The sequence below is a fragment of the Actinopolyspora lacussalsi genome, from assembly GCA_030803735.1.
Taxonomy (GTDB): domain Bacteria; phylum Actinomycetota; class Actinomycetes; order Mycobacteriales; family Pseudonocardiaceae; genus Actinopolyspora; species Actinopolyspora lacussalsi.
Window position 1 is genome coordinate 2,644,673 of record JAURUC010000001.1, and the last position, 22,619, is coordinate 2,667,291.

General features: G+C 68.2%; 20 protein-coding genes, 1 pseudogene and 1 riboswitch. Of the genes and pseudogenes, 9 read left to right on the plus strand and 12 right to left on the minus strand.

The window, feature by feature from the left end:
• Window positions 1-79 precede the first annotated feature (79 nt).
• From J2S53_RS11750 to metG, 9 genes and pseudogenes are all read right to left on the minus strand, one after another.
• Complete coding sequence (locus J2S53_RS11750; RefSeq protein WP_456242775.1) at window positions 80-1,036, minus strand: 4-(cytidine 5'-diphospho)-2-C-methyl-D-erythritol kinase; 957 nt, start codon at window positions 1,034-1,036, stop codon at window positions 80-82.
• 79 nt (window positions 1,037-1,115) lie between these two features.
• Window positions 1,116-1,925, minus strand: a complete 810-nt coding sequence (locus J2S53_RS11755; RefSeq protein WP_456241001.1) for a MetQ/NlpA family ABC transporter substrate-binding protein — start codon at window positions 1,923-1,925, stop codon at window positions 1,116-1,118.
• 238 nt (window positions 1,926-2,163) lie between these two features.
• Window positions 2,164-2,850 (minus strand): methionine ABC transporter permease, encoded by a 687-nt coding sequence (locus J2S53_RS11760; RefSeq protein WP_456241002.1) that lies wholly within the window; start codon window positions 2,848-2,850, stop codon window positions 2,164-2,166.
• Window positions 2,847-3,866: a methionine ABC transporter ATP-binding protein gene (locus J2S53_RS11765; protein WP_456241003.1), complete on the minus strand. Its 1,020-nt coding sequence runs from the start codon at window positions 3,864-3,866 to the stop codon at window positions 2,847-2,849. The genes J2S53_RS11760 and J2S53_RS11765 overlap by 4 nt, the downstream gene beginning before the upstream one ends.
• Before the next feature lie 217 nt (window positions 3,867-4,083).
• A riboswitch (SAM riboswitch) is annotated at window positions 4,084-4,173 on the minus strand.
• Between the two features lie 202 nt (window positions 4,174-4,375).
• Complete coding sequence (gene rsmA / locus J2S53_RS11770; protein WP_456241004.1) at window positions 4,376-5,254, minus strand: 16S rRNA (adenine(1518)-N(6)/adenine(1519)-N(6))-dimethyltransferase RsmA; 879 nt, start codon at window positions 5,252-5,254, stop codon at window positions 4,376-4,378.
• A gap of 375 nt (window positions 5,255-5,629) precedes the next feature.
• Window positions 5,630-7,132, minus strand: coding sequence for a ubiquitin-like domain-containing protein (locus tag J2S53_RS11775; protein ID WP_456241005.1), 1,503 nt, complete (start codon window positions 7,130-7,132; stop codon window positions 5,630-5,632).
• A gap of 568 nt (window positions 7,133-7,700) precedes the next feature.
• Window positions 7,701-7,952, minus strand: a pseudogene (locus J2S53_RS11780) (transglycosylase family protein); the annotation flags it as partial.
• A gap of 360 nt (window positions 7,953-8,312) precedes the next feature.
• Window positions 8,313-9,158, minus strand: a complete 846-nt coding sequence (locus J2S53_RS11785) for a TatD family hydrolase (RefSeq protein ID WP_456241006.1) — start codon at window positions 9,156-9,158, stop codon at window positions 8,313-8,315.
• 117 nt (window positions 9,159-9,275) lie between these two features.
• Entirely contained in the window at window positions 9,276-11,069 is a 1,794-nt protein-coding gene (gene metG / locus J2S53_RS11790) for a methionine--tRNA ligase (RefSeq protein WP_456241007.1), read from the minus strand.
• Between the two features lie 260 nt (window positions 11,070-11,329).
• On the opposite strand from metG, the gene deoC reads away from it, so the two are divergent.
• The 3 genes from deoC to J2S53_RS11805 are packed head-to-tail and all read left to right on the plus strand — an operon-like array spanning window position 11,330 to window position 14,641.
• Window positions 11,330-12,310 (plus strand): deoxyribose-phosphate aldolase, encoded by a 981-nt coding sequence (gene deoC, locus J2S53_RS11795; protein ID WP_456241008.1) that lies wholly within the window; start codon window positions 11,330-11,332, stop codon window positions 12,308-12,310.
• Window positions 12,307-13,755 carry an aldehyde dehydrogenase family protein gene (locus J2S53_RS11800; RefSeq protein ID WP_456241009.1) on the plus strand — a complete coding sequence of 483 codons (1,449 nt, stop codon included), beginning with the start codon at window positions 12,307-12,309 and terminating at the stop codon, window positions 13,753-13,755. Before deoC ends, J2S53_RS11800 begins: the two co-directional genes overlap by 4 nt.
• Complete coding sequence (locus J2S53_RS11805) at window positions 13,748-14,641, plus strand: aldehyde dehydrogenase family protein (protein WP_456241010.1); 894 nt, start codon at window positions 13,748-13,750, stop codon at window positions 14,639-14,641. Before J2S53_RS11800 ends, J2S53_RS11805 begins: the two co-directional genes overlap by 8 nt.
• Window positions 14,642-14,725: 84 nt before the next feature.
• On the opposite strand, the gene J2S53_RS11810 is transcribed toward J2S53_RS11805, so the two are convergent.
• Together J2S53_RS11810 and J2S53_RS11815 are read right to left on the minus strand one after the other, a co-directional pair.
• Window positions 14,726-15,367 carry a hypothetical protein gene (locus J2S53_RS11810; protein WP_456241011.1) on the minus strand — a complete coding sequence of 214 codons (642 nt, stop codon included), beginning with the start codon at window positions 15,365-15,367 and terminating at the stop codon, window positions 14,726-14,728.
• The gene (locus tag J2S53_RS11815; protein WP_092625368.1) at window positions 15,364-15,717 is read right to left on the minus strand and encodes a PadR family transcriptional regulator; all 354 of its coding nucleotides are present in this window, start codon (window positions 15,715-15,717) and stop codon (window positions 15,364-15,366) included. Before J2S53_RS11815 ends, J2S53_RS11810 begins: the two co-directional genes overlap by 4 nt.
• Window positions 15,718-15,848: 131 nt before the next feature.
• Between J2S53_RS11815 and J2S53_RS11820 the strand changes: the two genes are divergently transcribed.
• Genes J2S53_RS11820 through J2S53_RS11835 form a run of 4 tightly spaced genes read left to right on the plus strand, consistent with a single transcriptional unit; the run spans window position 15,849 to window position 18,485 of the window.
• Window positions 15,849-16,526 (plus strand): hypothetical protein, encoded by a 678-nt coding sequence (locus J2S53_RS11820; protein ID WP_456241012.1) that lies wholly within the window; start codon window positions 15,849-15,851, stop codon window positions 16,524-16,526.
• Window positions 16,523-16,843 (plus strand): transcriptional regulator, encoded by a 321-nt coding sequence (locus J2S53_RS11825; protein ID WP_092922745.1) that lies wholly within the window; start codon window positions 16,523-16,525, stop codon window positions 16,841-16,843. Before J2S53_RS11820 ends, J2S53_RS11825 begins: the two co-directional genes overlap by 4 nt.
• The gene (locus J2S53_RS11830; protein WP_456241013.1) at window positions 16,840-17,745 is read left to right on the plus strand and encodes an ABC transporter ATP-binding protein; all 906 of its coding nucleotides are present in this window, start codon (window positions 16,840-16,842) and stop codon (window positions 17,743-17,745) included. The genes J2S53_RS11825 and J2S53_RS11830 overlap by 4 nt, the downstream gene beginning before the upstream one ends.
• The gene (locus J2S53_RS11835; RefSeq protein WP_456241014.1) at window positions 17,742-18,485 is read left to right on the plus strand and encodes an ABC transporter permease; all 744 of its coding nucleotides are present in this window, start codon (window positions 17,742-17,744) and stop codon (window positions 18,483-18,485) included. The genes J2S53_RS11830 and J2S53_RS11835 overlap by 4 nt, the downstream gene beginning before the upstream one ends.
• A gap of 79 nt (window positions 18,486-18,564) precedes the next feature.
• Here J2S53_RS11835 and J2S53_RS11840 read toward each other — a convergent pair whose 3' ends face one another.
• Entirely contained in the window at window positions 18,565-19,146 is a 582-nt protein-coding gene (locus J2S53_RS11840) for an SMI1/KNR4 family protein (protein WP_092979536.1), read from the minus strand.
• Window positions 19,147-19,598: 452 nt separating this feature from the next.
• Here J2S53_RS11840 and J2S53_RS11845 point away from each other — a divergent pair, with 452 nt between their 5' ends.
• Both J2S53_RS11845 and J2S53_RS11850 read left to right on the plus strand, forming a co-directional pair.
• A complete protein-coding gene (locus tag J2S53_RS11845) occupies window positions 19,599-20,858 on the plus strand; it encodes a primosomal protein (RefSeq protein WP_456241015.1) in 1,260 nt (419 codons plus the stop codon).
• A 566-nt stretch (window positions 20,859-21,424) separates the two neighbouring features.
• Complete coding sequence (locus J2S53_RS11850; RefSeq protein ID WP_456241016.1) at window positions 21,425-22,615, plus strand: hypothetical protein; 1,191 nt, start codon at window positions 21,425-21,427, stop codon at window positions 22,613-22,615.
• Window positions 22,616-22,619: the final 4 nt, after the last annotated feature.

A 22,619-nucleotide genomic window follows, 5' to 3' on the forward strand; every position in this document is an offset into this window, starting at 1 on the left:
CGGTGCGCTGACGGGCCACCGGCGGCCGGGGTCCCGTGACCGCTTCGCGGCCACGGTCGGCGTCACGCCCGACCCGGATTCACGCGTGCACCTGCGGCGGAGTGGGTGGGCGATCGACGTGCTCGTCGCCGACCAGCCGTGCTCCCGGAACGGGTCCCTGCGCCACTCGCACGGTCCGGCAGACCCCGGCCCCGGAGAGCTCGGCGGCGATGCGCACCGCCTCGTCCCCGTCGGTACAGAGGAAGGCGCAGGTGGGCCCGGAGCCGGACACGATTCCGGCCAGCGCTCCCGCGTCCACCCCGGCACGCAGCGTCCGCCGCAGTCCCGGGCGCAGCGAGACCGCCGCGGCCTGCAGATCGTTGCCCAGCAGCAGGGCGAGTTCGCGGGGATCGCCCGAGGCCAACGCCTCCAGCAGCGGTTCGACCTCGCCCACGCGGTTGTCAGAGTTGCGCCGCAACCGGTCCAGCTCGGTGTACACCTCCGGTGTCCCGAGTCCTTCGCCGTGCAGCGCGATCACCCAGTGATAAGTGTGTCGGGCCAGTACGGGCACCAGCCGCTCACCACGACCGGTGCCGAGCGCGGTACCACCCTGCAGGGCGAACGGCACGTCGCTGCCGAGTCGGCCCGCTATCCCGGATAGCTCGTCACGGCCGAGTTCGAGCTTCCACAACGCGTTCAGCGCGAACAGCGTGGCGGCGGCGTCGGCACTACCGCCCGCCATGCCGCCCGCGACCGGTATCCCTTTGTTGATCGAGATGTGGACACCGGTCTCGTCGGGATCCCTGCCACTGGCACGGGCGAGTTCGAGCACGGCTCGCCAGGCCAGGTTGTCGGAATCCAACGGCACGTTTTCCGAGCCCTCGCCGTGCACCTCGATGCCCGGCTCGTCGGAACTGCGTACCGTGACCTCGTCGGTCAGCGACAGCGCCTGGAAAACGGTCACCAGCTCGTGATAACCGTCCTGGCGACTGTCACCGACCGAGAGATGCAGGTTCACCTTCGCCGGGACCCGGACGGTGATCGGGGTCGGTACCACGGACAGCACACCCCCAGGGTACGTGTTCGTGCCGCGCACGTTCAGGTGTGCGTCGCCCGGGGTCCGACAGGTCGTGCGATCAGCTCGCGGGGATGACGGACTTGCCGCCGTACTGCTCGTTGATGAAGTCCTTGACCTCCTGGGACCGCAGCATGTCGACGAGCTTGTCGATGCGCGGGTCACCCTGCATCTCGGAGTTGGTGACCACCCCGTTGACGTAGGGGTTGTTCTCGGTCGACTCCAGGGCCAGCGGGTCGTCCAGGTTGGCCTTGAGCGCGTAGTTGCCGTTGACCACGGCGAACCGCACGTCCTGCAGCGAGCGCGGGATCTGGGCGGCCTTGAGCTCCTCGATCTGGAGGTTCTTCGGGTTGTTGACGATGTCGCGGACGTCGGTCTCCTCGGCCGCGCCCTGCTTGAGCTCGATCAACCCCTTGGACTGGAGCAGTTTGAGCGCCCGCCCCCGGTTGGAGGGATCGTTGGGGATCATGACGCTGGCGCCGTCGGAGACCTTGTCCAGCGAGTCGATCTTCTTGGAGTAGATGCCCAGCGGCTCCAGGTGCACCGGGGCGACCCAGTGCAGGTCACCACCGCGCTCCTCCTTGTACTCCTCGAGGAACGGCTTGTGCTGGTAGTAGTTGGCGTCCAGCGAGCCGTTGGCCGTGGCGGCGTTGGGTCTGTTGTAGTCGCTGAACGTCTCGATCTCGATATCGATGTCCCGCTCGGCGGCGAGGTTCTCCTTGACGAACTGCAGGATCTCGCCGTGCGGCTGCGCGGTGGCGCCGACCTTGATCGCCGCGTTCGGATCGTCCTGCGCGGCCGATCCGCCGCCGCAACCCGCTAACGCGAGTGTGCAGGAGGCGAGCACTGCGGCGAGGAGCTTGGTACGCATCGAAGGTCCTTTCGGATCTCGGTTCGGCGGCGTTCGCCGCCGCAACGGCACAAGAGGCCGGTCGTCTTCTTCGGTTCTGTCGGTTTCTGCCGGGCGGTTTTCGATCCGGTGGGAGGCTCCCGTTGGAAGGCACCCAGTGGGAGGCTCGACCTGTCGGGCCGCGAGAACTCACCGGAAGAGCGAAACCGCCGTGTCTCACGTCCGAGGAGCCGTGTCTCAAACCCGGGGAACGGCGGGCTCAGACATTGGTGGCGGCACGCCTGCGGTCGACCAACTTGGTCACCCAGTCGGTGATCAGCTGCATCCCCCATGCCAGGACTCCGAGCAGTACCACCGAGACGTAGAGCACACGGTCGTCGTAGGCGTTGTAACCGTCCAGGATCGCGGTGGCACCCAGTCCGCCGCCCGCGATGGCGCCCGCCATAGCGGCATAGCCGATCAACGCGAGCATGGTCACCCCGACCGCACCGACCAACGCCGCTCGCGCCTCGCTGAGCAGCACTGTCCACACGATCCGGAACTTGCCCGCTCCGGTGGTGACCGCGGCCTCCACGATCGCGGAATCCACTTCGCGCAACGCGTTGGAGGTCAACCGCGCGAAGAACGGCACCGCGGCGATGGCGAGCGGCACGATCGCCGCGCTGCTGCCGAAAGCCTGTCCCATCAGCAGCCGTGTCAGCGAACCGACCACCACCAGCAGCACCACGAACGGGATCGAACGCGTCACGTCCACGATCGCGCCGAGCACCCGGTGTAACAGCGGTTTGGGGGTCAGCCCCACGGGTGAGGTCATGTGCAGCCAAACCCCCAACGGCAGACCACCGACCACCCCCACCAGGGTCGACATCAAGACCATGTAGAGGGTCTCGACAGTCGCGGGACGTACCAGTTCCAAGACCTCCGACCAGGGGGTCACGTCACTCACGCGGCAACTCCATCAACGCTCACGGGAGCGCGGCGCACATGCGCATCGCGCTCGATCATCCACTTCAGCGCGGACTCGGAACGTTCACCGGACAGCCCGACACGGAATTTGGCGACGGGCGTGTCCCCGAGCCGCGTCAGTCCACCGCCGAGAATGGACAGCTCCACCCCGAACCGGCTCGAAGCCTCGGGCAGCAACGCACCCACGGCCGCGAAACCGACCAGCACCACCTCGGCGACGACGTCGTGCCCGCCGGAGTCGAGCTGCAGCGTGCTCGCCTGGTCGGTCTCGGGCAACAGGGTCGAACCGATCCGGCTGCCCGGTTCGGAAACGAGGTCCAGCACCTTGCCGTGCTCGATCACTCTGCCCTGTTCGAGAACGGCGACGTCGTCGGCTATGCGTCGAACCACTGCCATGTCGTGCGTGACCACCAGCACCGTCACACCCAGCTCGGAACGAGCGCGCTCCAGCACGGTCAACACCGAGTCGGTGGTACCGGGGTCCAGCGCCGAAGTCGGCTCGTCGGCGAGCAGCACCGAGGGCTTCGCCGCCAGCGCACGCGCGACCGCGACCCGCTGCCGCTGCCCGCCGGAGAGGTGGTCCGGATAGACCGAGGACTTGTCGGCCAGCCCCACCAGGTCGAGCAGCTCGGCGACCCTGCCGCGGCGCTGGGCGGCGGGTACCTTCGCCGACTCCAGCGGCAGGGCGACGTTGCCTGCCGCCGTGCGCTGCCGCAGCAGCGAATCGCCCTGGGGAACCACACCGATCTGGCGCCGCGCCGCGCGGAGCTTGCTGCCCTCCAGCGAGACGAGATCGGTCCCGTCCACGCGGATGGCTCCGCTGTCGGGCTTCTCCAGCAGGGCGATGCAACGCGCGAGGGTGGACTTACCGGCACCGCTGGTCCCCACGACTCCGCAGACGGAACCGTCCGGCACCTGCAGGCTCACGTCGTCGAGCGCCGCCACGGGGGTGTTGCTCTGGGTGAAGGTCTTGGTCAGGTTTTCGACTGTGATCACGATCGAACTCCGCTTCAGCTCGCCTCGGCCGCGGACGTGCGAGGTCGCACGCGAAGACCGGGTGGAAAGGAACCAGGGGCCAGTACGGGATCAGACGTGGCGCCGACAGGCGGTAGTGGTACGCCGCCCGAGATCGACAACACGACGCTCCGTCAGGCCGAGGCGGATAGCCACGGGCAGCGTCTTGGCGCTTGCGGTGGAACTCAGAGACAAATCAACTCCATCGTTCCTGGCGGTAGCACCTGCCCGATCCGGGTGGTTGCTGCGGCGTCGTCGAGCCAGATCTCTCAGCCGCTCGGGATGGACTCCGCGGAAGAGTAAACATCATCGATTCCGCTGGACGCAAGTTGATATGAGTCACTTTCCGCCGTTTGTCGTATTCGTCACTGGCACTCGTGGCGGAACGAAACGAAAAGAATGGTCACAACCAGTGCCCGGTCGAATACGAAAACCCCGGCCGGAATAGAGCGGCGGTGCGCTCCGGTCGGCGAGAAACTCGGAATTGTCGATCAGGCTTCGGTTTCCGCGAGCCCGGCCAGAGCGGCGAACTCGGTGATGTGGAGTTGCTCTCCCCTGGCGGCCGGATCGACTCCGGCCGCACGCAACAGCCGCTCCGCGCGTTCCGACGAACCCGCCCAACCCGACAGCGCGGAACGCAACGTCTTGCGGCGCTGGGCGAAGGCCGCCTCCACCACGGCGAACACGCGGTCGCGGTCGATCTCGGCGGGCGGCTCGTGACGGGTGAAAGCCACCAACCCGGAATCCACGTTCGGCACCGGCCAGAACACGTTGCGCGAGACCGAGCCCGCACGCCGCACATCGGCGAACCAGGCGCACTTCGCGCTGGGGGCGCCGTAACGGCGACTGCCCGGCCCGGCGGCCATGCGATCGGCCACCTCGGCCTGCACCATCACCAGACCGTGCCGCAACGAGGGCAGCTCGGCCAGCAGCCGCAGCACCACGGGGACCGCCACGTTGTACGGCAGGTTCGCCACGAGTGCCGTCGGCGCGCGTTCGGGACCGCCGAATTCGGCCGCGCTCAGCCGCAACGCGTCACCGTTGATCACCCGCAGTCGCTCGGCCAGCGTAGGAGCGTGCTCGGTGACGGTGGCCGAGAGGCGGTCGGCGAGCACGGAATCGATCTCCACAGCGGTCACCGCGCCTGCCGTTCCGAGCAGGGCCAGGGTCAGTGAGCCGATGCCGGGACCCACTTCGAGAACCACGTCGTCGGAGTCGATACCGGCGATGTCGACGATGCGCCGAACGGTGTTGGGATCGTGTACGAAATTCTGCCCCAGTTTCTTGGTGGGACGAAATTCGAGCCGCTCGGCCAGTCCTCGAACCTCGGCCGGACCGAGCAGGCGGACTGCGGACGGCTGTTGCTCCACACCTTCGAAACTAGCAGCCCGAATTCCCACGACCGCGCCGGGACGGCGGGTGGGCGTCGATTTCTCGCGAAATCGCCGGGACGCCGGGGCGGCACGGCGGAGGCGTGGGCGTCAAATTCCCACGAAATCGCCGCGCCGCTTCGACGCAGTGCCGAACCCCGACCGTCTCCGCAGGCCGAACTCCGGCCACCCTCGCGGGGCGAACCCCGACCACTCACGCAGTCGGCACCGCCGCGGGTTCTCCGGCGAGTGCCTCGCGAGGACGGCCCCGACGTTGTGTAGTACCTACCCGATGTCGGGGCACCCGCAGCGAGGCACCGCCGGAGGTTCCGCCACGCAACCACCCCGGCAAGCCGAGGTGGCAACGGTGCCGAATCAGGAAAGGCCGAGCTGGGAGGAGCAGGAGGGCCAGGCCCCGTACCCACCTCGCGCGTCACGCACCTTGGTGGCGATGGCGATCTGCTGTTCCCTGCTGGCCTGGTGCGGGTACGCGGCGTACTGGTCGCCGTCGTAGGCGTCCCAGGTCGACTTGTTGAACTGGACACCACCGTAGTAACCGTTCCCGGTGTTGATGTGCCAGTTGCCGCCCGACTCGCACTCGGCCAGCTTGTCCCAGACACCGCTGTTCGGCGGCTGCTTGCCACCGACGCGCACGACCTTGGGCTCGGCCTCGTTGACCACTTTCTCGCCGACGGTCTCCCGCTTGACCTCTTCGCCGTTGCGGGTGGTCACCCGGGTGAAGACGATCTTCTCCCCGGCAGTGCCCTGTTTTTCGACCTTGCGCTCGCCCTTGAACATCGAGTCGTCGACGATCTCCTTGACCGGCGGCTCGATCTTCTCCCGGACGTTGACGGTCGAGATGCCGGTGCGGTCGATCCGCACCTCGGCACCTTCGCTGATCCGCTTCCCGGAGCCGGGCGTGACCTCGTCGTTCTCGTCGACCTTAAGGCCCTGCTTATCGAGCAGTTCCTCGACCGTGACGGCGGTGGTGGTCAGCTGCCTGGGCTTGTCGCCGCCGTCGACGATCGTGATCGACTTGGCGGTCTTGACCTCCAGGCTCATGCCCTCCTCGGGCACGGGCATGGTGCGCTTGGCGGAGACCGAGGCCCCGTCGGTGGGGACGCCGAGCTGACGCAGCGCCTGGCCCACCGTGACCGACCGAACCCATTCCTCCCGGGTCTGTCCGTCGACGGTGAGTTCGATCTTCCTGCCGCGGTCGAGCGAGATGGTCTCGCCGTGCTCGACCTTGGAACCGAGCGAGGGGCTGAGGGCGTCGTGCTTGTCGACCTCGATGCCCTCGTCCTCGAGCACCTCGCCCACTGTGGACTCGTAGGTGCTGACCTCGCGTTCCTTGCCGTCCACCTCGACGGTGACCGACTTGTCCATCGCGGCGGCCGCGCCGCCCGCACCGGTGATGGACAGGATCACGGCCGCCACCGCGCTCTTGAGGAAACGCCGTTTCCAGGTGCCGATCGCCTCGGACAGTTCCGGCGAGGGCGCTTCCAGCTCCTCGGAGGAGATCGAGTCGGACAACGGCAACGGCGGCATCACCGTCGTCTCGGCGTTGAGCAGCCTGATCAGTTCGTCGACCTCGAGGTCGGCGTCGGCCATCAGGTCCTCGACGTCGGGACCGATGATCTCGTAGAGGTCCTGCGGGGTGATGCTCAGTGCGCCCGGGGGAAAACTCGGGTGATCCTGCGCCGGGTAGGGCGGTATGTTCCCGGTCCGTTCCTCGGGGGGCTCCAGCACGCCGACGGCGGTGTGCCGCTCGCCGGGAACCGCCGGGGTGAACCAGTCCGTCCGGTCGAGTGTGTTCTCCCGGCGGGCGTGCTGCCCGTGGCCCGAGGGCTGCTCACCCAAATAGCCGCGTTCGTTCACAGGGTCGTTACCTCCCGAAGGCGGGAAAGACGTGCCCGAGACGCCCGGAGGGAAACCGCCCCTTCGGCTTCCGACCGGCACGCGCGAGCGCGTTACCTTCGTGCTTCGTGTCCGTATCCGACTCCCGTAGCCAGCGCCGCCAGCCGACCGTCGCGCCCGTAATTCGTGTTCCGAGCGGCGAGGGCAGGCTACCCCGACGTACACCGGCGAAGACTGCGGGCGTAATCCGTGACCGTGGTCATCGGTTTACGAGTTCGAGACTCTAGCGTGATGATCCGCGTGCTGCCAAGGATCACGAAATCGCTGTGACCTGAGTTACCGACACGAAATCGACTTCCCCAGCGCACAGGGCGTCGGTGAAATTCACACGATCGAACCGAAATATGTTCGGCCATTGGCCGCGACACGCCATAACGCGCAGATCTCGACACCGCGCGTGATCGTCAGTATCGGGTTCCTCGCACTATCGAGGGTTATCGATTACCCATACAGCGGTTTCCGGCTCGCACGGGGGTTCCCTGCCCGCACGGGGCCGCGGAACGGCTCGCGGCCCCGCCGCGACATCCCACTAGTGCGGCAACCCCAGCCGGCGGGCGCAGGAGGGCCATGCTCCGTAACCGCCGCGGTCCTCGCGCAACCGACTCGCGACCTCGATCTGTTCGGCGCGCGCGGCTCGGTGGGGATAACGCGCGTAGCGCTCACCGCCGTAGGCGGCCCAGGTGCTCCGCAGAAACTGCAATCCACCGTAGTAACCGTTTCCGGTGTTGATGTGCCACTCACCGCCCGATTCGCACCGTGCCAACCGGTCCCACACCTTTCCCGGGGTGCGCTGGTGCTCGGCTGCGGCGGCGGGGAAACCGGCCCCCAAGCTCGCGGTCAGGGCCGCCGCCAACAGGATCGCGCCGCGTGGAACGTGTCGAGTTCTCATGACCACCTTCTCGGCCGTGGTTCCGGGCAGCGGAACGTCCCCGTGGAACCCCCGTGACAGCGGCCCGCCCGAGCGGCTCGGCCGAACTCACGCCGAAGGTCCCGAACGGGGTTCACGGTGCGCCGACCGAACCGGCGAGCACCGTCGAACTCCCCATCCCGGCTTCCACTTCGGACGGTAGGAGGACGCGGAGTGGTCGCAAGCCGACATCACCGCGACTGATCGAGAAGATGGCCGGAGAGTTACCGAAGCTCAGCCAGCTGCTACACGATCGAGTTGAAAAACTCGTTCCGTAGTGGCCGTCAGCGCGACCGCGAGTTCCGCGACACTCGTCTCACGCAGTTCGGCAAGGTCACGAACGGTGTAGTTTACGCAGTACGGTTCGTTGGGCCTGCCACGAAACGGGTGCGGCGTCAGGAACGGCGCGTCGGTCTCGACGAGCATCTGCTCCACCGGCACGAGGGCCGCCGCTTCCCGGAGACCGCGCGCGTTCGCGTTGCGGAAGGTGGCCGTACCCGCGAACGAGAGCACGTAACCGGCTGCCACGCAACGGCGGGCGAAGTCGGCGTCACCGGAGAAACAGTGGAAGATCACCGTCTCGGGAGCGCCCTCCTCGTCCAGGATGCGCAGGATGTCCTCGTGCGCGTCCCTGTCGTGGATCATGAGTGGCTTGCCGATCCGCTTGGCGAGGTCGATGTGCCAGCGGAACGCCTCCTGCTGCGGTTCCGGCGGTGAGTAGTCCCAGTAGTAGTCGAGCCCGGTCTCCCCGACCGCGACCACCCTGGGATCACGGACCAGCTCGGCCAGCGTTTCCCGCTCGTACTCGCCGAAGTCCTTGGCCCTGGTGGGGTGCAGCGCGACCGCGGCGTGGACCCGCTCGTCCCAGCCCGCGGCGGAGACCGTCCACTTCGCCGACTCGATGTCGTCGGCCACCGTCACCACCCGGCCGACCCCCGCGGCCTCGGCCCGGTCCAACATGCGGCGAACATCCGCCGCCTCGACCGCGCCACAGGCGTCGAGATGGGTGTGCGCGTCCACCACCGGAGCGGGCAGCGTCTCCGGCTCCGGTGGCGGGGTTCGTTTGTCGCCCTTGCTCACTCCGCCCATTATTCCCGTGAGACGCCCGTCACACCCCGGCCCCCGGCGCCGAGGGCGCGCGGGCGAAAGACCCGGCCGCTCCGGTGGGAACGACCGGGCTGGGAATCCACCGCCGGATCAGCTCTGGATCGGCGCCCACTCCGGGCCGGTCTCGGCCAGCTCGGGGTCGAGCTTGCCGAACAGCGGCGTCGGCTTGCTCAGCGGTGTGCCGACCCCGATCGGCCGGGACTCCCAGCTGGCCTGCTCGGCGGCGTAGTCACCGGTCAGGATCGGATAGGAACGGTCGGACACGTCCAGGTCGTCGACCTCCCGCAGCTGCGGCTGCGCCGCCCACGTTCCCGTACCGCCCAGCAGCTCGTGCACCCGCTGCGCCGAGTGCGGCAGGAACGGGGTGAGCAGGGTGTTGGCATCCGAGACCAGCTGCAACGCGGTGTGCAGGATGGTGTCGCGGCGTTCCGGATCGTCCTTGCGCTTCCAGGGTTCCTGCTCGGACAGGTACTTGTTGGCCGCCGAGACGACCCGCATCGCCTCATGGGTCGCGGCGCGGAACCTGGAGCGCCGCAGGTGACCGCCGACCACGTCGAAGGCGTCGCGGGCCATCGTCTTGAGCTCCTCGTCGGCGGCCTCCGGAACGCGGGGTTCGGGAACGGCGCCGACATTCTTGGCAGCCAGCGAAACCGCCCGGTTGACCAGGTTCCCCCACTCGTTGGCGAGTTCGAAGTTGATCCTGCGGACGAACTCGTCCCAGGTGAAGTCGACGTCCTGGGTCTCGGGGCCGGCCGCCGAGATGAAGTAGCGCAGCGCGTCCGGCCCGAACTCGCGCACGAAGTCACGCACGTAGATCACCGTTCCCCGGGAAGTGGAGAACTTTGACCCGGTCATGGTCAGGAACTCGCTGGAGGCGATCTCGGTGGGCAGGTTCAACTCGCCGTAGGGACCGGCGTTGCCGCCGCGATCCCCGGCTCCGTTGTGCCCCATCAGCAGGGTGGGCCAGATCTGGGCGTGGAAGGTGATGTTGTCCTTGCCCATGAAGTACACCCGCAGCGCCTCCGGGTCGTTCCACCAGGCACGCCACGCCTCGGGATCACCGGAACGCCTGGCCCACTCGACGCTGGCCGAGAAGTAGCCGATCACCGCGTCGAACCAGACGTAGAGTCGTTTCATCGACTGCTCGTCCCAGCCCTCCAGCGGGACCGGAACCCCCCAGTCGAGATCGCGGGTGATCGGCCTGGGCCGCATGTCCTCCACGAGGTTGCGGGTGAAGTTCAGGACGTTGGAACGCCAGTCGGTACGCGTGGACAGCCACTTGCCCAGCGTCTCGGTGAAGGCGGGCAGGTCCAGGAAGAGGTGTTCGGTCTCCACGAAGCGCGGCACTTCCCCGTTGATCCGGGAGACCGGGTTGCGCAGCTCGGCCGCGTCGAGCTGGTTCCCGCAGTTGTCGCACTGGTCGCCGCGGGCACCGTCGTGATCGCAGATCGGGCAGGTGCCCTCGATGTAGCGGTCGGGCAGGGTACGGCCGGTAGAGGGGCTGACCGCTCCGGTGGTGGTCTTGGGGATGATGTAGCCGTTGCGGTACAGCGCCAGGAAGATCTGCCGCACCACCTGGTAGTGATTGCCGGTGGTGGTCCGGGTGTAGAGGTCGTAGCTGACCCCGAGCGATCCCATGTCCTCGGCGATCACCCGGTGGTACTTGTCCACCAGCTCACGCGGGGTGATGCCTTCCTTCTCCGCCTGGACCTGGATCGGGGTCCCGTGCTCGTCGCTGCCGGAGACCATGAGCACCTTGTTCCCGGCCATTCGGTGGTACCGCGAGAAGACGTCCGAGGGGACACCGATTCCGGAGACGTGACCGATGTGTCGCGGCCCGTTGGTGTAGGGCCAGGCCACTGCGGTAAGGACGGGGGTACTCATGGTTCACAGCCTACGTAAACCCGCGTCGGGAACTCGAGCGGGTTTGTCGCGTGACGGCCTCACCACTTTCCGGAGTCACGGCAGGGCAGCCGGAACGCGCCACCGCCGGAACCGCTCGAAGCGCCACCGGGAGAGTCCGTGGGGAGCGTCGAGCGGGCGCGCCGTTGAACGTGTCGGTGACGACGCGGAGCGACCGGGGCCGAACGCGGACCACGCGGTGAACATTGGTCACGTCGGAGCGGCACCGTAGACTCCCCCGCATGGCCGATTCGCCGTCATCCAGTCCACCGAGCACGGGACCACCGGGCGAGCTGGCCGAGGCCACCCGCGACGAAGCGGCGTTGACGCGTTTCCTGCGCGGGCTGCCCGGCATCGACGCGGTGGGACTCGAACAGCGGGCCACCGCGTTGGCGGGGCGCGCCGTCAAGGGAGAGGCCAAGCTGCGCGCCATCGACCGCGCGGTGGGCATGGTGGACCTGACCACGCTGGAGGGTGCGGACAACGCGAGCAAGGTGCGTGCGCTTGCGTCCAAGGCCCGCACCCCGGACTCGCGGTTCCCGGACGTTCCCCGGGTGGCCGCGCTGTGCGTCTACCCGGATCTGGTCACCGAGGCGGTGACGGCGCTGCGCGGTTCCGGGGTCGGGGTCGCCTCGGTGGCGACCGCGTTCCCCTCGGGCCGCTCCACGCCGCGCGCCAAGCTGGCCGAGGTGGAGCTGGCGGTGGAATCGGGTGCCGACGAGGTGGACATGGTCATCGACCGCGGTGCTTTCCTCGCGGGTGAGTACGGCCGGGTGTTCGACGAGATCGAACAGGTCCGGGCCGCGTGCGGTCCCGCCCACCTGAAGGTGATCCTGGAAACCGGCGAGCTGGGCGGCTACGACAACGTGTGGCGGGCGAGCTGGCTGGCGCTGCTGGCGGGAGCCGATTTCGTCAAGACTTCCACCGGCAAGGTCTCCCCCGCCGCGACCCTGCCGGTGACCCACGTGCTGTTGCGGGCGGTACGCGAGTGGCGGGATCGAACCGGGCAGTCGCGTGGGGTCAAACCCGCTGGCGGAATCCGCACCACCAAGGACGCGATCCGCTACTTGGTGGCGGTTCGGGAGGTGGCCGGACCGGACTGGTTGACACCCGAGCTGTTCCGGTTCGGGGCGTCCGGACTGCTCAACGACCTGCTGATGCAGCGCGAAACGCAACTTCACGGCCACTACAGTGGCCCCGACCAGGTGACGGTGGATCTTTGACGGAGCCCGACCCGAACCCCCTGGAGTACGCGCCCGCCCTCGAATCCGCGACGGTCGCCGCACTTCGGGAGCGCTACCGCCCGTTCATCGGCGGGGAGTTCACCGACGGCAGCGGTGCGGTGTTCTCCAGCGTGAATCCGGCGACCGGGGAAACGCTGGCCGAGATCACGGGCAGTGCTGAATCCGATGTGGACCGAGCGGTGAACGCGGCCGAGGACGCCTTCCGCAGCCACTGGGGCTCGATCAGCGGTACCGACCGGGCCAAGTACCTGTTCCGGATCGCCCGGCTGCTGCAGGAACGTTCCCGGGAACTGGGGGTGCTGGAGACGCTGGACACCGGCAAACCCGTCAGGCAGGCGACGGAGTTCGACCTGCCCAACGCGGCGGCGTGGTTCCTGCACTACGCGGGCTGGGCGGACAAGCTGGACCACGCCGGATTCGGCCCCTCCCCCGCACCGCTCGGGGTGACCGGGCAGGTGGTCCCGTCGAACTTCCCGCTGCTGCTGCTGGCGCAGCGAATCGCTCCGGCCCTGGCCTGCGGATCCACCGTGGTCGTCAAACCATCCGAGCGGACACCGCTGAGCGCGCTGGTGTTCGGCGAGATCTGCGAGCAGGCCGGTCTACCCTCCGGCACGGTCAACATCCTGCCCGGCGACTCGGGGACCGGAGCGAGCCTGCTGACACATCGCGGGGTGCGGCACGCGGTTTTCACCGGTTCCACCGAGGTGGGCGAACGGGTGCGGCGCGACCTCGCCGGCCGGGGCAAGCGAGTCACGTCCGAACTGGGCGGCAACGGGGTAAACATCGTGTTCGCCGACGCGGCGCCGGAGGAGGCGGTGCGGGGTGTGGTCGAGGGTGCCTTCTTCAACCAGGGTCGGGTCCGCTGCGCGGGATCGCGGCTGCTGGTGGAGGAGTCCGCGGCCGAGGAGTTCGTGGCACGGCTGCGCGACCGCATGGCGGAGCTGCGGGTGGGCGATCCGATGGATCGCAACACCGATGTGGGGTCACTCGGCTCGACGGCCGAGGTGGAGCGGATCTCCGAGCTCGTGGAGCGTGGCGTCGCGGAGGGGGCGAGTCGTTGGACCGTCCCGGCGACGCTGCCACAGCGCGGCGACTTCATGGCTCCCACGCTGCTGACCGACGTGCAGCAGTCCATGAGCGTGGCGCGAACGGAGGTTTTCGGCCCGGTGCTCTCGGTGCTGACCTTCCGCACCGCGCGGGAGGCCGTAACCAAGGCCGACAACACGCCGTACGGTCTGGCCGCGGGCGTGTGGAGCGAGAAGGGCTCCCGCGCGCTGTGGACGGCGCGCGGGCTGCGTACCGGTGTGGTGTGGGCCAACACGTTCCATCGGTTCGACCCGACCGCTCCGTTCGGTGGGCGCGGCGAGTCCGGGAACGGTCACGTCGGCGGTGCCGCGGGTCTGGAGGCCTATCTCGATGTCTGAAGACGAGGCGCGGTTGAGCACGCGGAAGAGGGTGACGGTGCCCAAGACCTACAAGCTCTACGTGGGCGGGTCCTTCGCCAGATCCGAGTCGGGCCGGGTCGTCGCGGTCGCCGACGCGGACGGGACGTTCCGGGCGAACGCGGCGAAGGCCTCGCGCAAGGATCTGCGCGACGCCGTGGCCGCGGCCCGCAAGGCGTTCGACGGCTGGTCCGGTGCCAGCGCCCACAACCGTGGGCAGGTGCTGTTCCGGGTCGCCGAGATGCTGGAGGGGACGCGGGACCGGTTCACCTCCGAGGTGGCGGCGACCGAGGGGCTGTCCGCGACGGAGGCGGAACGGGCGGTGGACACCGCTGTGGACCGAATGTTCTGGTACGCGGGCTGGACCGACAAGCTCGGCGTCCTCCGGGGCGGTGTCGGCCAGGTGGCCGGTCCGTACACCGTGCACAGCACGCCGGAACCCGTGGGCGTGGTGGGTGTGGTGGCGCCCCGGCGCTCCTCGCTGCTGGGCCTGGTCAGCGTGCTGGCCCCGGTGCTGGCGGCGGGCAACAGCGCGGTGGTGCTCGTGGATACGGAACTGGCGGTGCCCGCCGTGAGCCTGTGCGAGACACTGGCCACTTCGGACGTACCAGGTGGGGTGGTCAACGTGCTCACCGGGGATCCCGCCGAACTGGTCTCACGGCTGGCATCGCACTCCGATGTGGACGCGCTGGATCCGAGCGGGGCGGACGAGTCCCTGCGTGGCGAGCTGGAGGAGACGGCCGCCGGAAGCGTCAAGCGAGTACTCGACGCTCCGCTCGTGGAACCGGACTGGAGCACCGCGCCCGGCACGAGGCGGTTGCGTGCCTTCACCGAGCTGAAAACGGTGTGGCACCCGATCGGGGAGTGACCCCGGCGCTCCGCGATTTCTCGCGAAATCGCGGAGCGGGCGGTCGACTGGCGGGCGGTCGCTCGGGAGGACCGCCCGGCACGCTCAGGAACTCCCGACACCACCGGGCCTGGGATCCACGATCCGGTTGCCGCGGATGGTGCGGGCCAGCAGGCCCACCGTGCCGAGCAGGAACACCGCCGCGAAGGCGAGGGCGGCCCAGCGCGGCATCGTGACCAGCACCGGCTCCGCGCTGACCATTCGCTCGATCCAGTCCGCCCCGAACGGTGCGAGCACCAACGTCGCCAGCGCCCCCAGCCCGAACCACAGTCGCCGCTCCACGCTGTGGAGCTCGGTCGCGGCGCGCATCGCCAACAACAGCGGCACCACCAACAGCGCCAGCAGGGCGAGGATCCCGACGAGGCTGCCGGTGGTCAGTGTGACCTCGCTCGTGGTGACGGCGGGAACCGCCAACTCCGCCGCGCACAGCGCCAACGCGGCGACCAGCAGCACACTCGGGCGCAGCACGGCCCGCCGAGGGGAACCGGCGAACGCGCCGAACTCCTCGGCCACACGCGCCGCGTACTCCCCCGGCGTGCCGAACGCCTCAACCGGGTCCTGCCCGGTTTCGGCCACGTGGGTCTCCACCTCGGCCAGCACGTCCCCGATCCGAGCACCCGGCACCTCGCGCATCCGCAGCGCGAACAGCAACTCGTTGCGGTACTTCTCCGACGATCCCGTGCTCATGAGCTCATTCCCCGTTCCAGTACAGCGGTGGCGTTCTTGGCGAACTCGGTCCACAGCGGCCCCTGCTCGGCCAGCACCGCACGGCCCTGCTCGGTGAGCAGGAAGAACTTCCGGCCCGGACCGCCGGCTCCGGCACGCCACTCGCTGCGTACCAATCCTTCCGAGTCCAGGCGGTTCAGCAGCGGGTACAGCGTTCCCGGCTTCATACCGGGAAGTCCGGCCTCGTCGAGACGCCGAACCAGCGTGTAGCCGTAGTCCTCCCCGCTCTCGGCCAGCAGCGCGAGCACGGCGAGATCGAGCACCCCGCGCAGCCACTGCGTCTGTCGTTCCACCGATCTCTTCTCCGACACGACTAGAAAATAGCACCGACTAGTTTGTCTCGCCAAGTAGTAAACCGCGAAGTATACTGATCGGCGCTTGACTTTGCGCCACAAAGTAAGTGAAACTTTGCGCCACAAAGTTCGACTACAGGGGGCAGGAAATGAGCGAGGAACACACCTCCGACACCTCGACTCCGTCACCGGCGGAGATGCTGGCCATCACCGAGCGGCAGCAGCAACGCGCCGAGCGAGCCCTCGACATCAACCCCGGCCTGCTGTTCGGCGTGTGGGGCGCGGCATGGGTACTGGGATTCGGCGAGCTGTACCTGACCATCGGCGACGATCCGGTACTGCTCGTTCCCCTCTGGCAGGCACTGGGCATCTTCTTCGGCTGCCTGGGCGTGGCGGGCTTCATCACCGTCTGGCACCTCGCGAACAGCCTGCGTGGGCTGCGCGGCCCCGCACAGAAGTCCGGGGCGATGCACGGCTGGTCCTGGACGCTGGGATTCGTCGCGCTGGGGGCGCTGATCGCCGCGACCTCGCGGATGGGCATCTCCGAGGAGGTCTACGCCATGCTCTGGGCCAGCGGATCCGGCCTGCTGGTGGGAGTGCTCTACCTCAGCGGCGGCGCGCTGACCGGGAGCTGGACGCAGTACGGCGTGGGGCTGTGGATCCTGGCGATCAACGCGGCCGGAGCCTTCACCGGCATCCCGAACCACTACCTGGTCATGTCGCTGGCCGGCGGCGGTGGTTTTCTGGTGGCGGGAACGGTGCTGACGCTGCGCGCTCGCGCGAAACCGTCCCCCAGTCACGAACGCCTGCCCGGAGAACCGGAATGAACCCTGCCGACGTCCGACTCGATCCGGTCATCCACGCCCAGGCCAGGCTGCGGGTGATGACCACTCTCGCGGCACTGCCCACCGAGGACCGGATCGCTTTCGGCCGGCTGCGGGAACTGCTGGACATGACGCCGGGAAACCTGATCACTCACCTGCGCAAGCTCGACGAGGCGGGCTACACCGACAGCACCAAGACGGGCCCCGGTCGCGGCACCACCTACGTGTACCTCACCGAAGCGGGACGCACGGCCTTCGACCAGTACATGCGGCAGCTGCGGGCCCTGTTGGAACCGGTCACCGACGAGGGGGACTCTTGACCCGATACCAAGCACGTGCCATCGGCGTGTCACGCCGATTCGGTTCGCTGCACGCGCTGGACAACATCGACCTCGACATCTCTCCCGGAGAGCTCCTGGGACTGCTGGGGCCCAACGGAGCGGGCAAGACCACCCTGCTGAGCCTGCTCACCGGCCTGCGCTCTCCCGGCGCGGGCCGCGTCGAGCTCTTCGGTGGTGATCCCCGCCAACCACGCAACCGCGAACGGCTGGGAACCACCCCGCAGGAAACCGGCCTACCGGACACGCTGCGCGTGGGCGAGATCGTGGAATTCGTCGCCAAGCACTACCCGGAACCGCTGCCGGTCGGTGAACTGCTGGAGCAGTTCGGACTCAGCGAACTCGCACGCAGGCAGGCCGGTTCGCTGTCCGGCGGGCAGCAACGGCGGTTGAGCGTGGCGCTGGCCTTCGTGGGCGATCCCGCCCTGGTGGTGCTCGACGAGCCGACCACCGGGCTGGACGTGGCCGCGCGCAACTCGCTGTGGGAGGCGCTGCGCCATCACCATCAGCGCGGAACGACACTGCTGCTGACCAGCCACTACCTCGCTGAGATAGAGGCCCTGGCCGAGCGGATCGTGGTGATGGACCGCGGCAGGGTGCTGGCCGACGGGCCGCAGCGGGAGATCAAGTCGCGGGTGCACACCCGGACCGTGACCGTGCGGGGAACGAACCTGCCGGAGCTGCCGGGGGTGGTGCGCTCCGAACTCGACGACGGGGCGCATCGACTGTTCACCCGCGACTCCGACCAACTGGTCCGCGATCTGGTGCGCAGCGGAGCGGACTTCGAGGACCTGACCGTGACAGGGGCTTCGCTGGAGGAAGCGTTCACCGCGCTGACCGCCGAGGCGAACCCGATCGACGAGCACGCCGGGGGAAGAGCATGAGCGCCGTCCTGCTTTACACGCGCTACCAGTTCCGCGAAACGGTGCGGATCCCGATGGCCGCGCTGGGTACCCTCGCGTTTCCCACGCTGTTCATGTTGCTGTTCGTCGTCTCCAACCGCTCGGTCTCCGCCAACGCAGCGGCGGCCACCGAAGCGGCGGGGCAGATGTCGATGTTCGCGGTGATCAGTGCTTTCGTGTTCAACCTCGGCGCCGGGGTCGCCGAGGACCGCGCCAAGGCATGGCACAGCTACCTGCGGACGCTGCCCACCGGCCCGATGGCGCAGCTCGGCGGCAGGCTGTGCAACGCGCTGTGCTTCGCACTGCTGTCGCTGATACCGGTGGGGCTCACGGCGGTACTGTTCACGGCGGCCGAGGCTTCGGTGATCGAGGTGGGCACGACGGTGTTCGCACTGGTCCTCGCGGGCGTACCGTTCGCCTTCCTCGGGCTCGCGGTTGGGTACTCCATGCCGCTCAAGGCGGCCATCCCCACTGTCCAGCTGATACTTTTCCCGCTGGCGTTCGCGGGCGGCCTGTTCCTGCCGCCGAGCGTGTTCCCGGACTGGCTGGACAGGATCTCGACCGTACTTCCGACCAGGGCGGCCCGTGAGCTCGTACTCGGCGCGCTGACCGGAGGCGGGCCGCCGCTGACAGCGTTGGCCGTCGCCGTGGGCTGGACGGCCGCGCTCGGAGCGCTGGCGGTGTTCACCTTCCGCCGCGACGAGGGAAGGCGGTTCCGCTGAACCGGATCCGCTACCGCCCCACCCGGGCGCGTAAATTTCGCGAGAAATCGCCGCGCCCCGGGTGGGTGGTTCGGCGGGTTCAGCGGATCTGCCAGTCCAGTCTGCCGTCCTCGGTCACCGTCGGCCTGCTGTAACCGGCGGAACCGCCCTCGGTCAACGCGCGGTGCACATCGGCCAGCATCGAGGCCAGATCGGCCCACAGCGGTGGGCCGACACGGCTCATCTCCTGCTCCCACTCCAGTACACAGCCACGCAACGGGCCGGGACGCAGGTCCACCACCAGTTCGTCGGCGAACCCGTCACCCGCGATCGGGATCCAGGCCGGATGGAAGCTGCTTCCCGCCGAACCGGCGTAGTAGTCGCAGGCGGGCCGATGCCACTTGGCCGCCCAGGTCTCACGGAACTCGCACCAGACCCGCCACGCCCCCGACGCGCCGTAGGGCGTGTAGAACGGCGGCAGCACATCGGTCAACGATCCGGATTCGGTTCCACCGCAGCAGGTCCACCACTCCTTGAGCTGCTGGGGAAGCGTGAGCTCGAACTCCGATTCGAACGCGGCCATGTCCGGGGGCGGTAGTGCCTGCTTGAGTTCGGAGGCGGTCGTCGGCGCGTACTCGGCGAGCCAAAGTGTGATTTTGGTCCACAGCAACGTGACATCCATTCACCTCATGCTCGGCGCGGAAACCGCTGAACGGTACCGCCGACCTTGAGGTGGGGAAGGTCCGTTCGGCGTGTTCGATCACGGTTGAACCGACCGCCCGATGCGGGAAGGAGTGTTGGGCCGAGCGGTTCCGCGGTTCCACCGCGCGGAGGAGAGCGGGAGGTAACTACCCGAGACCTCCGCGGCCGGAGCGAGAGCCGGCTGGAGGTTCCGCCGAGCGAGCACCCCGACAACCCGACCGGAAAACCTCGATGAGGTAGCTTGGGGTTCCTTGCTTCGATGCGTCCCGGCTCGGACGCTCGGTGCGCCGAGCGTTCGGGCACCACGAGGGCGAGTCATTGAGCAGGGGCTCCGGTGCGAGTCGGCTACACACGGTACGACACCGTATCGGCAATCGAATCCCCGTCCAGTAGGCTTCGGCAGCGTCCGCTTCGGCGACCGGAGGTAGCAAGATGGCGCAGGACATCGTCCCGATCGAGCTCGGGCTGCCGCAGGGCGATCTGGTCACCCTCTGGGCTCCCCGATGGCGCGAGGAAGGCGAGGAGTGGGAGGCCTTCCTCGGCCACGAAGAGAATCTGTACGCGTTTGCCGACCCGGCACACCTGGCCGCCTTCGTGCGATCCGGCGCGGCCAACGACCTGGATGACCACCCGGCCTGGCACGTGGTACCCGCCCTCTCGGCTGTCGACCTCAGCCCGGACGAGGACCATCAGTACGACCTGGTCGGTGTTCCGGAACTCATCGCCGAGCCCCCGGACACCTGGACCATCAACGAGCTCTCCGAGATCGTGGAGATGGCGCGTTCGCTGGCCGAGGTCTGCGAACTCGACACGGTCACCGAGGTGCTGCAGGACGCCGAGGGCTTCGATCTGCTCGGTGAGGGCACCCTGCCGTTCAGCGGCAAGGAGGGCCAACGGCGCTGGAACCGGATCTGCCGCGTGGTGGCCGAGCGGTGGGACGAGCTACTGGACGCGATCGACGGTGTGGTGGCGAGTCCCGAAGTGGATGCCACCGCCGTTTCCGAGGCCGAGAACGAGCTGGCCGAGGAACTACCGGGGGAGGACGAGGACGCCGAATCGGACTCGGCCGCGGCATCCGAGCACGAGGAGTCCGGGGAGACCGAGGACAGCGGGGACACCGAGGACGACGAGCGGGAACAGGGCTTCTGGCGCGAGATCGGTATCGATCCGATCAAGATCGTCACCGGTGGCCGCGAGTACTACTCACTACGCTGCTTCCTGGGTGAGGACCCGGTCTTTCTCGGCTCGGACGGCAGCATCGACGTCTGCACCTCACCGAGGGCGCTGGCGCGCTACCTGGCCGAGGACAAAGTGGACAACACCGATCTGGCGCGGGTCGCGACGTGGCAGACGGTCAAGAACGCGGCCACCGCGGGCGAGCTGGAGATCGACGTCGAGCCGGACAACACCTACGTGTTGAGCGGACTGGACGACGACCTGGCCGAGGGACCGTCCGAGATAGACCCGAACCAGCTCGACCTGGCCGAGGAGCTGCTGACCGACGCTGCTTCCTGGGCCGGGGACGAGAGCGTGGAGAACGCGCTGGGCTCCTCGGAACGCCTGGGCTGGATGCTGTCCTACGTGCTGCGCCCCGACCCGAACCGGCTGCCCCCCACCCCGCCGTTCGACCAGGAGGTGGCCGCGTGGCGCGAACTGGTGGAGAGCTTCGAGGCGAGACTGCGGGTGCACTGATCGGCGTCCTCCGATCCGTTCGCCCGTGGCGCGGTTGTCGAGGTCTCCCAACGGTTCTCGCTCCGAGAACCCGGTGATGAGTGGACACCCGTGCCACCGCGTTCCTCGCTCGTTGAAGCGCACCGTGGACGAACCCGCGGCGGCACGAGAATCGATGCGCTCGTCCCGTCGCCGGAAGGTGGCGGGACCACGCCTCGCTCGGCGAGCGACTCCAACCACCCGAATGACTCCGCGCCATACTTTCGGGGCGGCGACCCGGTTCACCATCAGCTCGTCGGCACCGCCTGTCCGCTCCACTGTTGAGCCCGCGGCCACTTTCGTGCAAGAATTGATCACGCTGCGCGATCACAGCTCGTCGGAGATGTCGGGACAGGGGATCGTACAGCGCGAATCGGACTCACGCTCACCCTGGCGGAAAGCCGCGGAACTGGCGCAATTACTCCGTTCGAGGGAACAATCGCCACCGTATTCGTGGAAAATGCCGGGGGGCGTATGCCCAACTGACCCCCTACTCGCTACGCTCCAATAGTCCTCTCCCTCCCCCTCGACGAAGGACGACCTTTGCCGTGAACGAGAACAGCCAAGACACGGTGTCGTTCGACCGTATGCGGAACATGCTGACGCGGGCAGCGGAGATCCGCGAAAGCGAACAGCAGCAGATCTTCGACGCTCTCGACGAGATCAACGCCCGGATGTCGCCGCTGGAGTCCCTCGGCTCCGTACGCAAACGGCTGTCCGAGCTGCCGGATCGCACCGAAGTCAGCGTGCTCGCCGAACGACTCGACGAGGCACTGTCCAAACTGGAAGCCCAGGAGAACGCGATCTCCGGCCTGAACAGCCAGGTCGAAGGTCTCGCCGACAAGCTGGCCAAGCCGTTCGCGCAACTGGACGGCAGGTTGGACGGCATGGCGGGACGTTTCGACGGCGTCACGGGCCGCATGGACGGTCTGGAGGACAGGCTCTCCCACGTCCACAATCGACTCGAAGAGCTGGGGCAGCACCTGGACCAGCAGGACACCCGCCTGCAGGAGGTTCCCGGCTCGGTCCAGGAACCGCTCAGGGAGCGTCTCGACCAGATGGAGACCAGCCTGCGAGGTCGGTTCGCCGAGATCGACGAGGGTGTCCACGAACACCTCGACGGCACCAGGGAATCGCTGCAGCGCTCGGTGAGCGACGCGGCCCAGGAAGTCCGCAACGGGATCGGCGAGACCCTGTCCGAGAACGCCGAGAAGGTCAACGGCAAGCTCGACGCGCTCGCGGAGCGTCCGGCGGTCGACCCGACCGAGCGCCTGCAACAGCTCGCCGACCGACTGGAATCGCTGGCGAGCCGACTGGACCAGGTGTCCGGCCGGATCGACTCGGTCGAGGAGAACGTCAACACTCGCCTCGACTCCGTCGAGAGCGGTGTCACCGAACGGATCGGCGACGTAGGCAGCACCCTCGGCGAGGACCTCTCGCAGTTGCGGGGCACCCTCTCCGAGCGTCCGGACTCGGAATCGCTGGACTCGCTGGTGCGCAACGCCAACGAGGAGAGCGAGCGCAAGCACGCCGGCCAGCTGGACGAGGCCATGGCCACCTTCGCCGAACTGATCCTCGGCGGCGGTGCCCCCTCGAACAACAACGCGGTCTCGCCACCGACGACACTGCCCCGGCAGCAACAGCAGCGTCGCAGTCGCTCCAAGAGCGCCAAGCGCGACTCGGACAAGGCGAGCGGTTCGGACGAGCCGGACGACGACTACACGGCCGACAGCGCCTGATCGC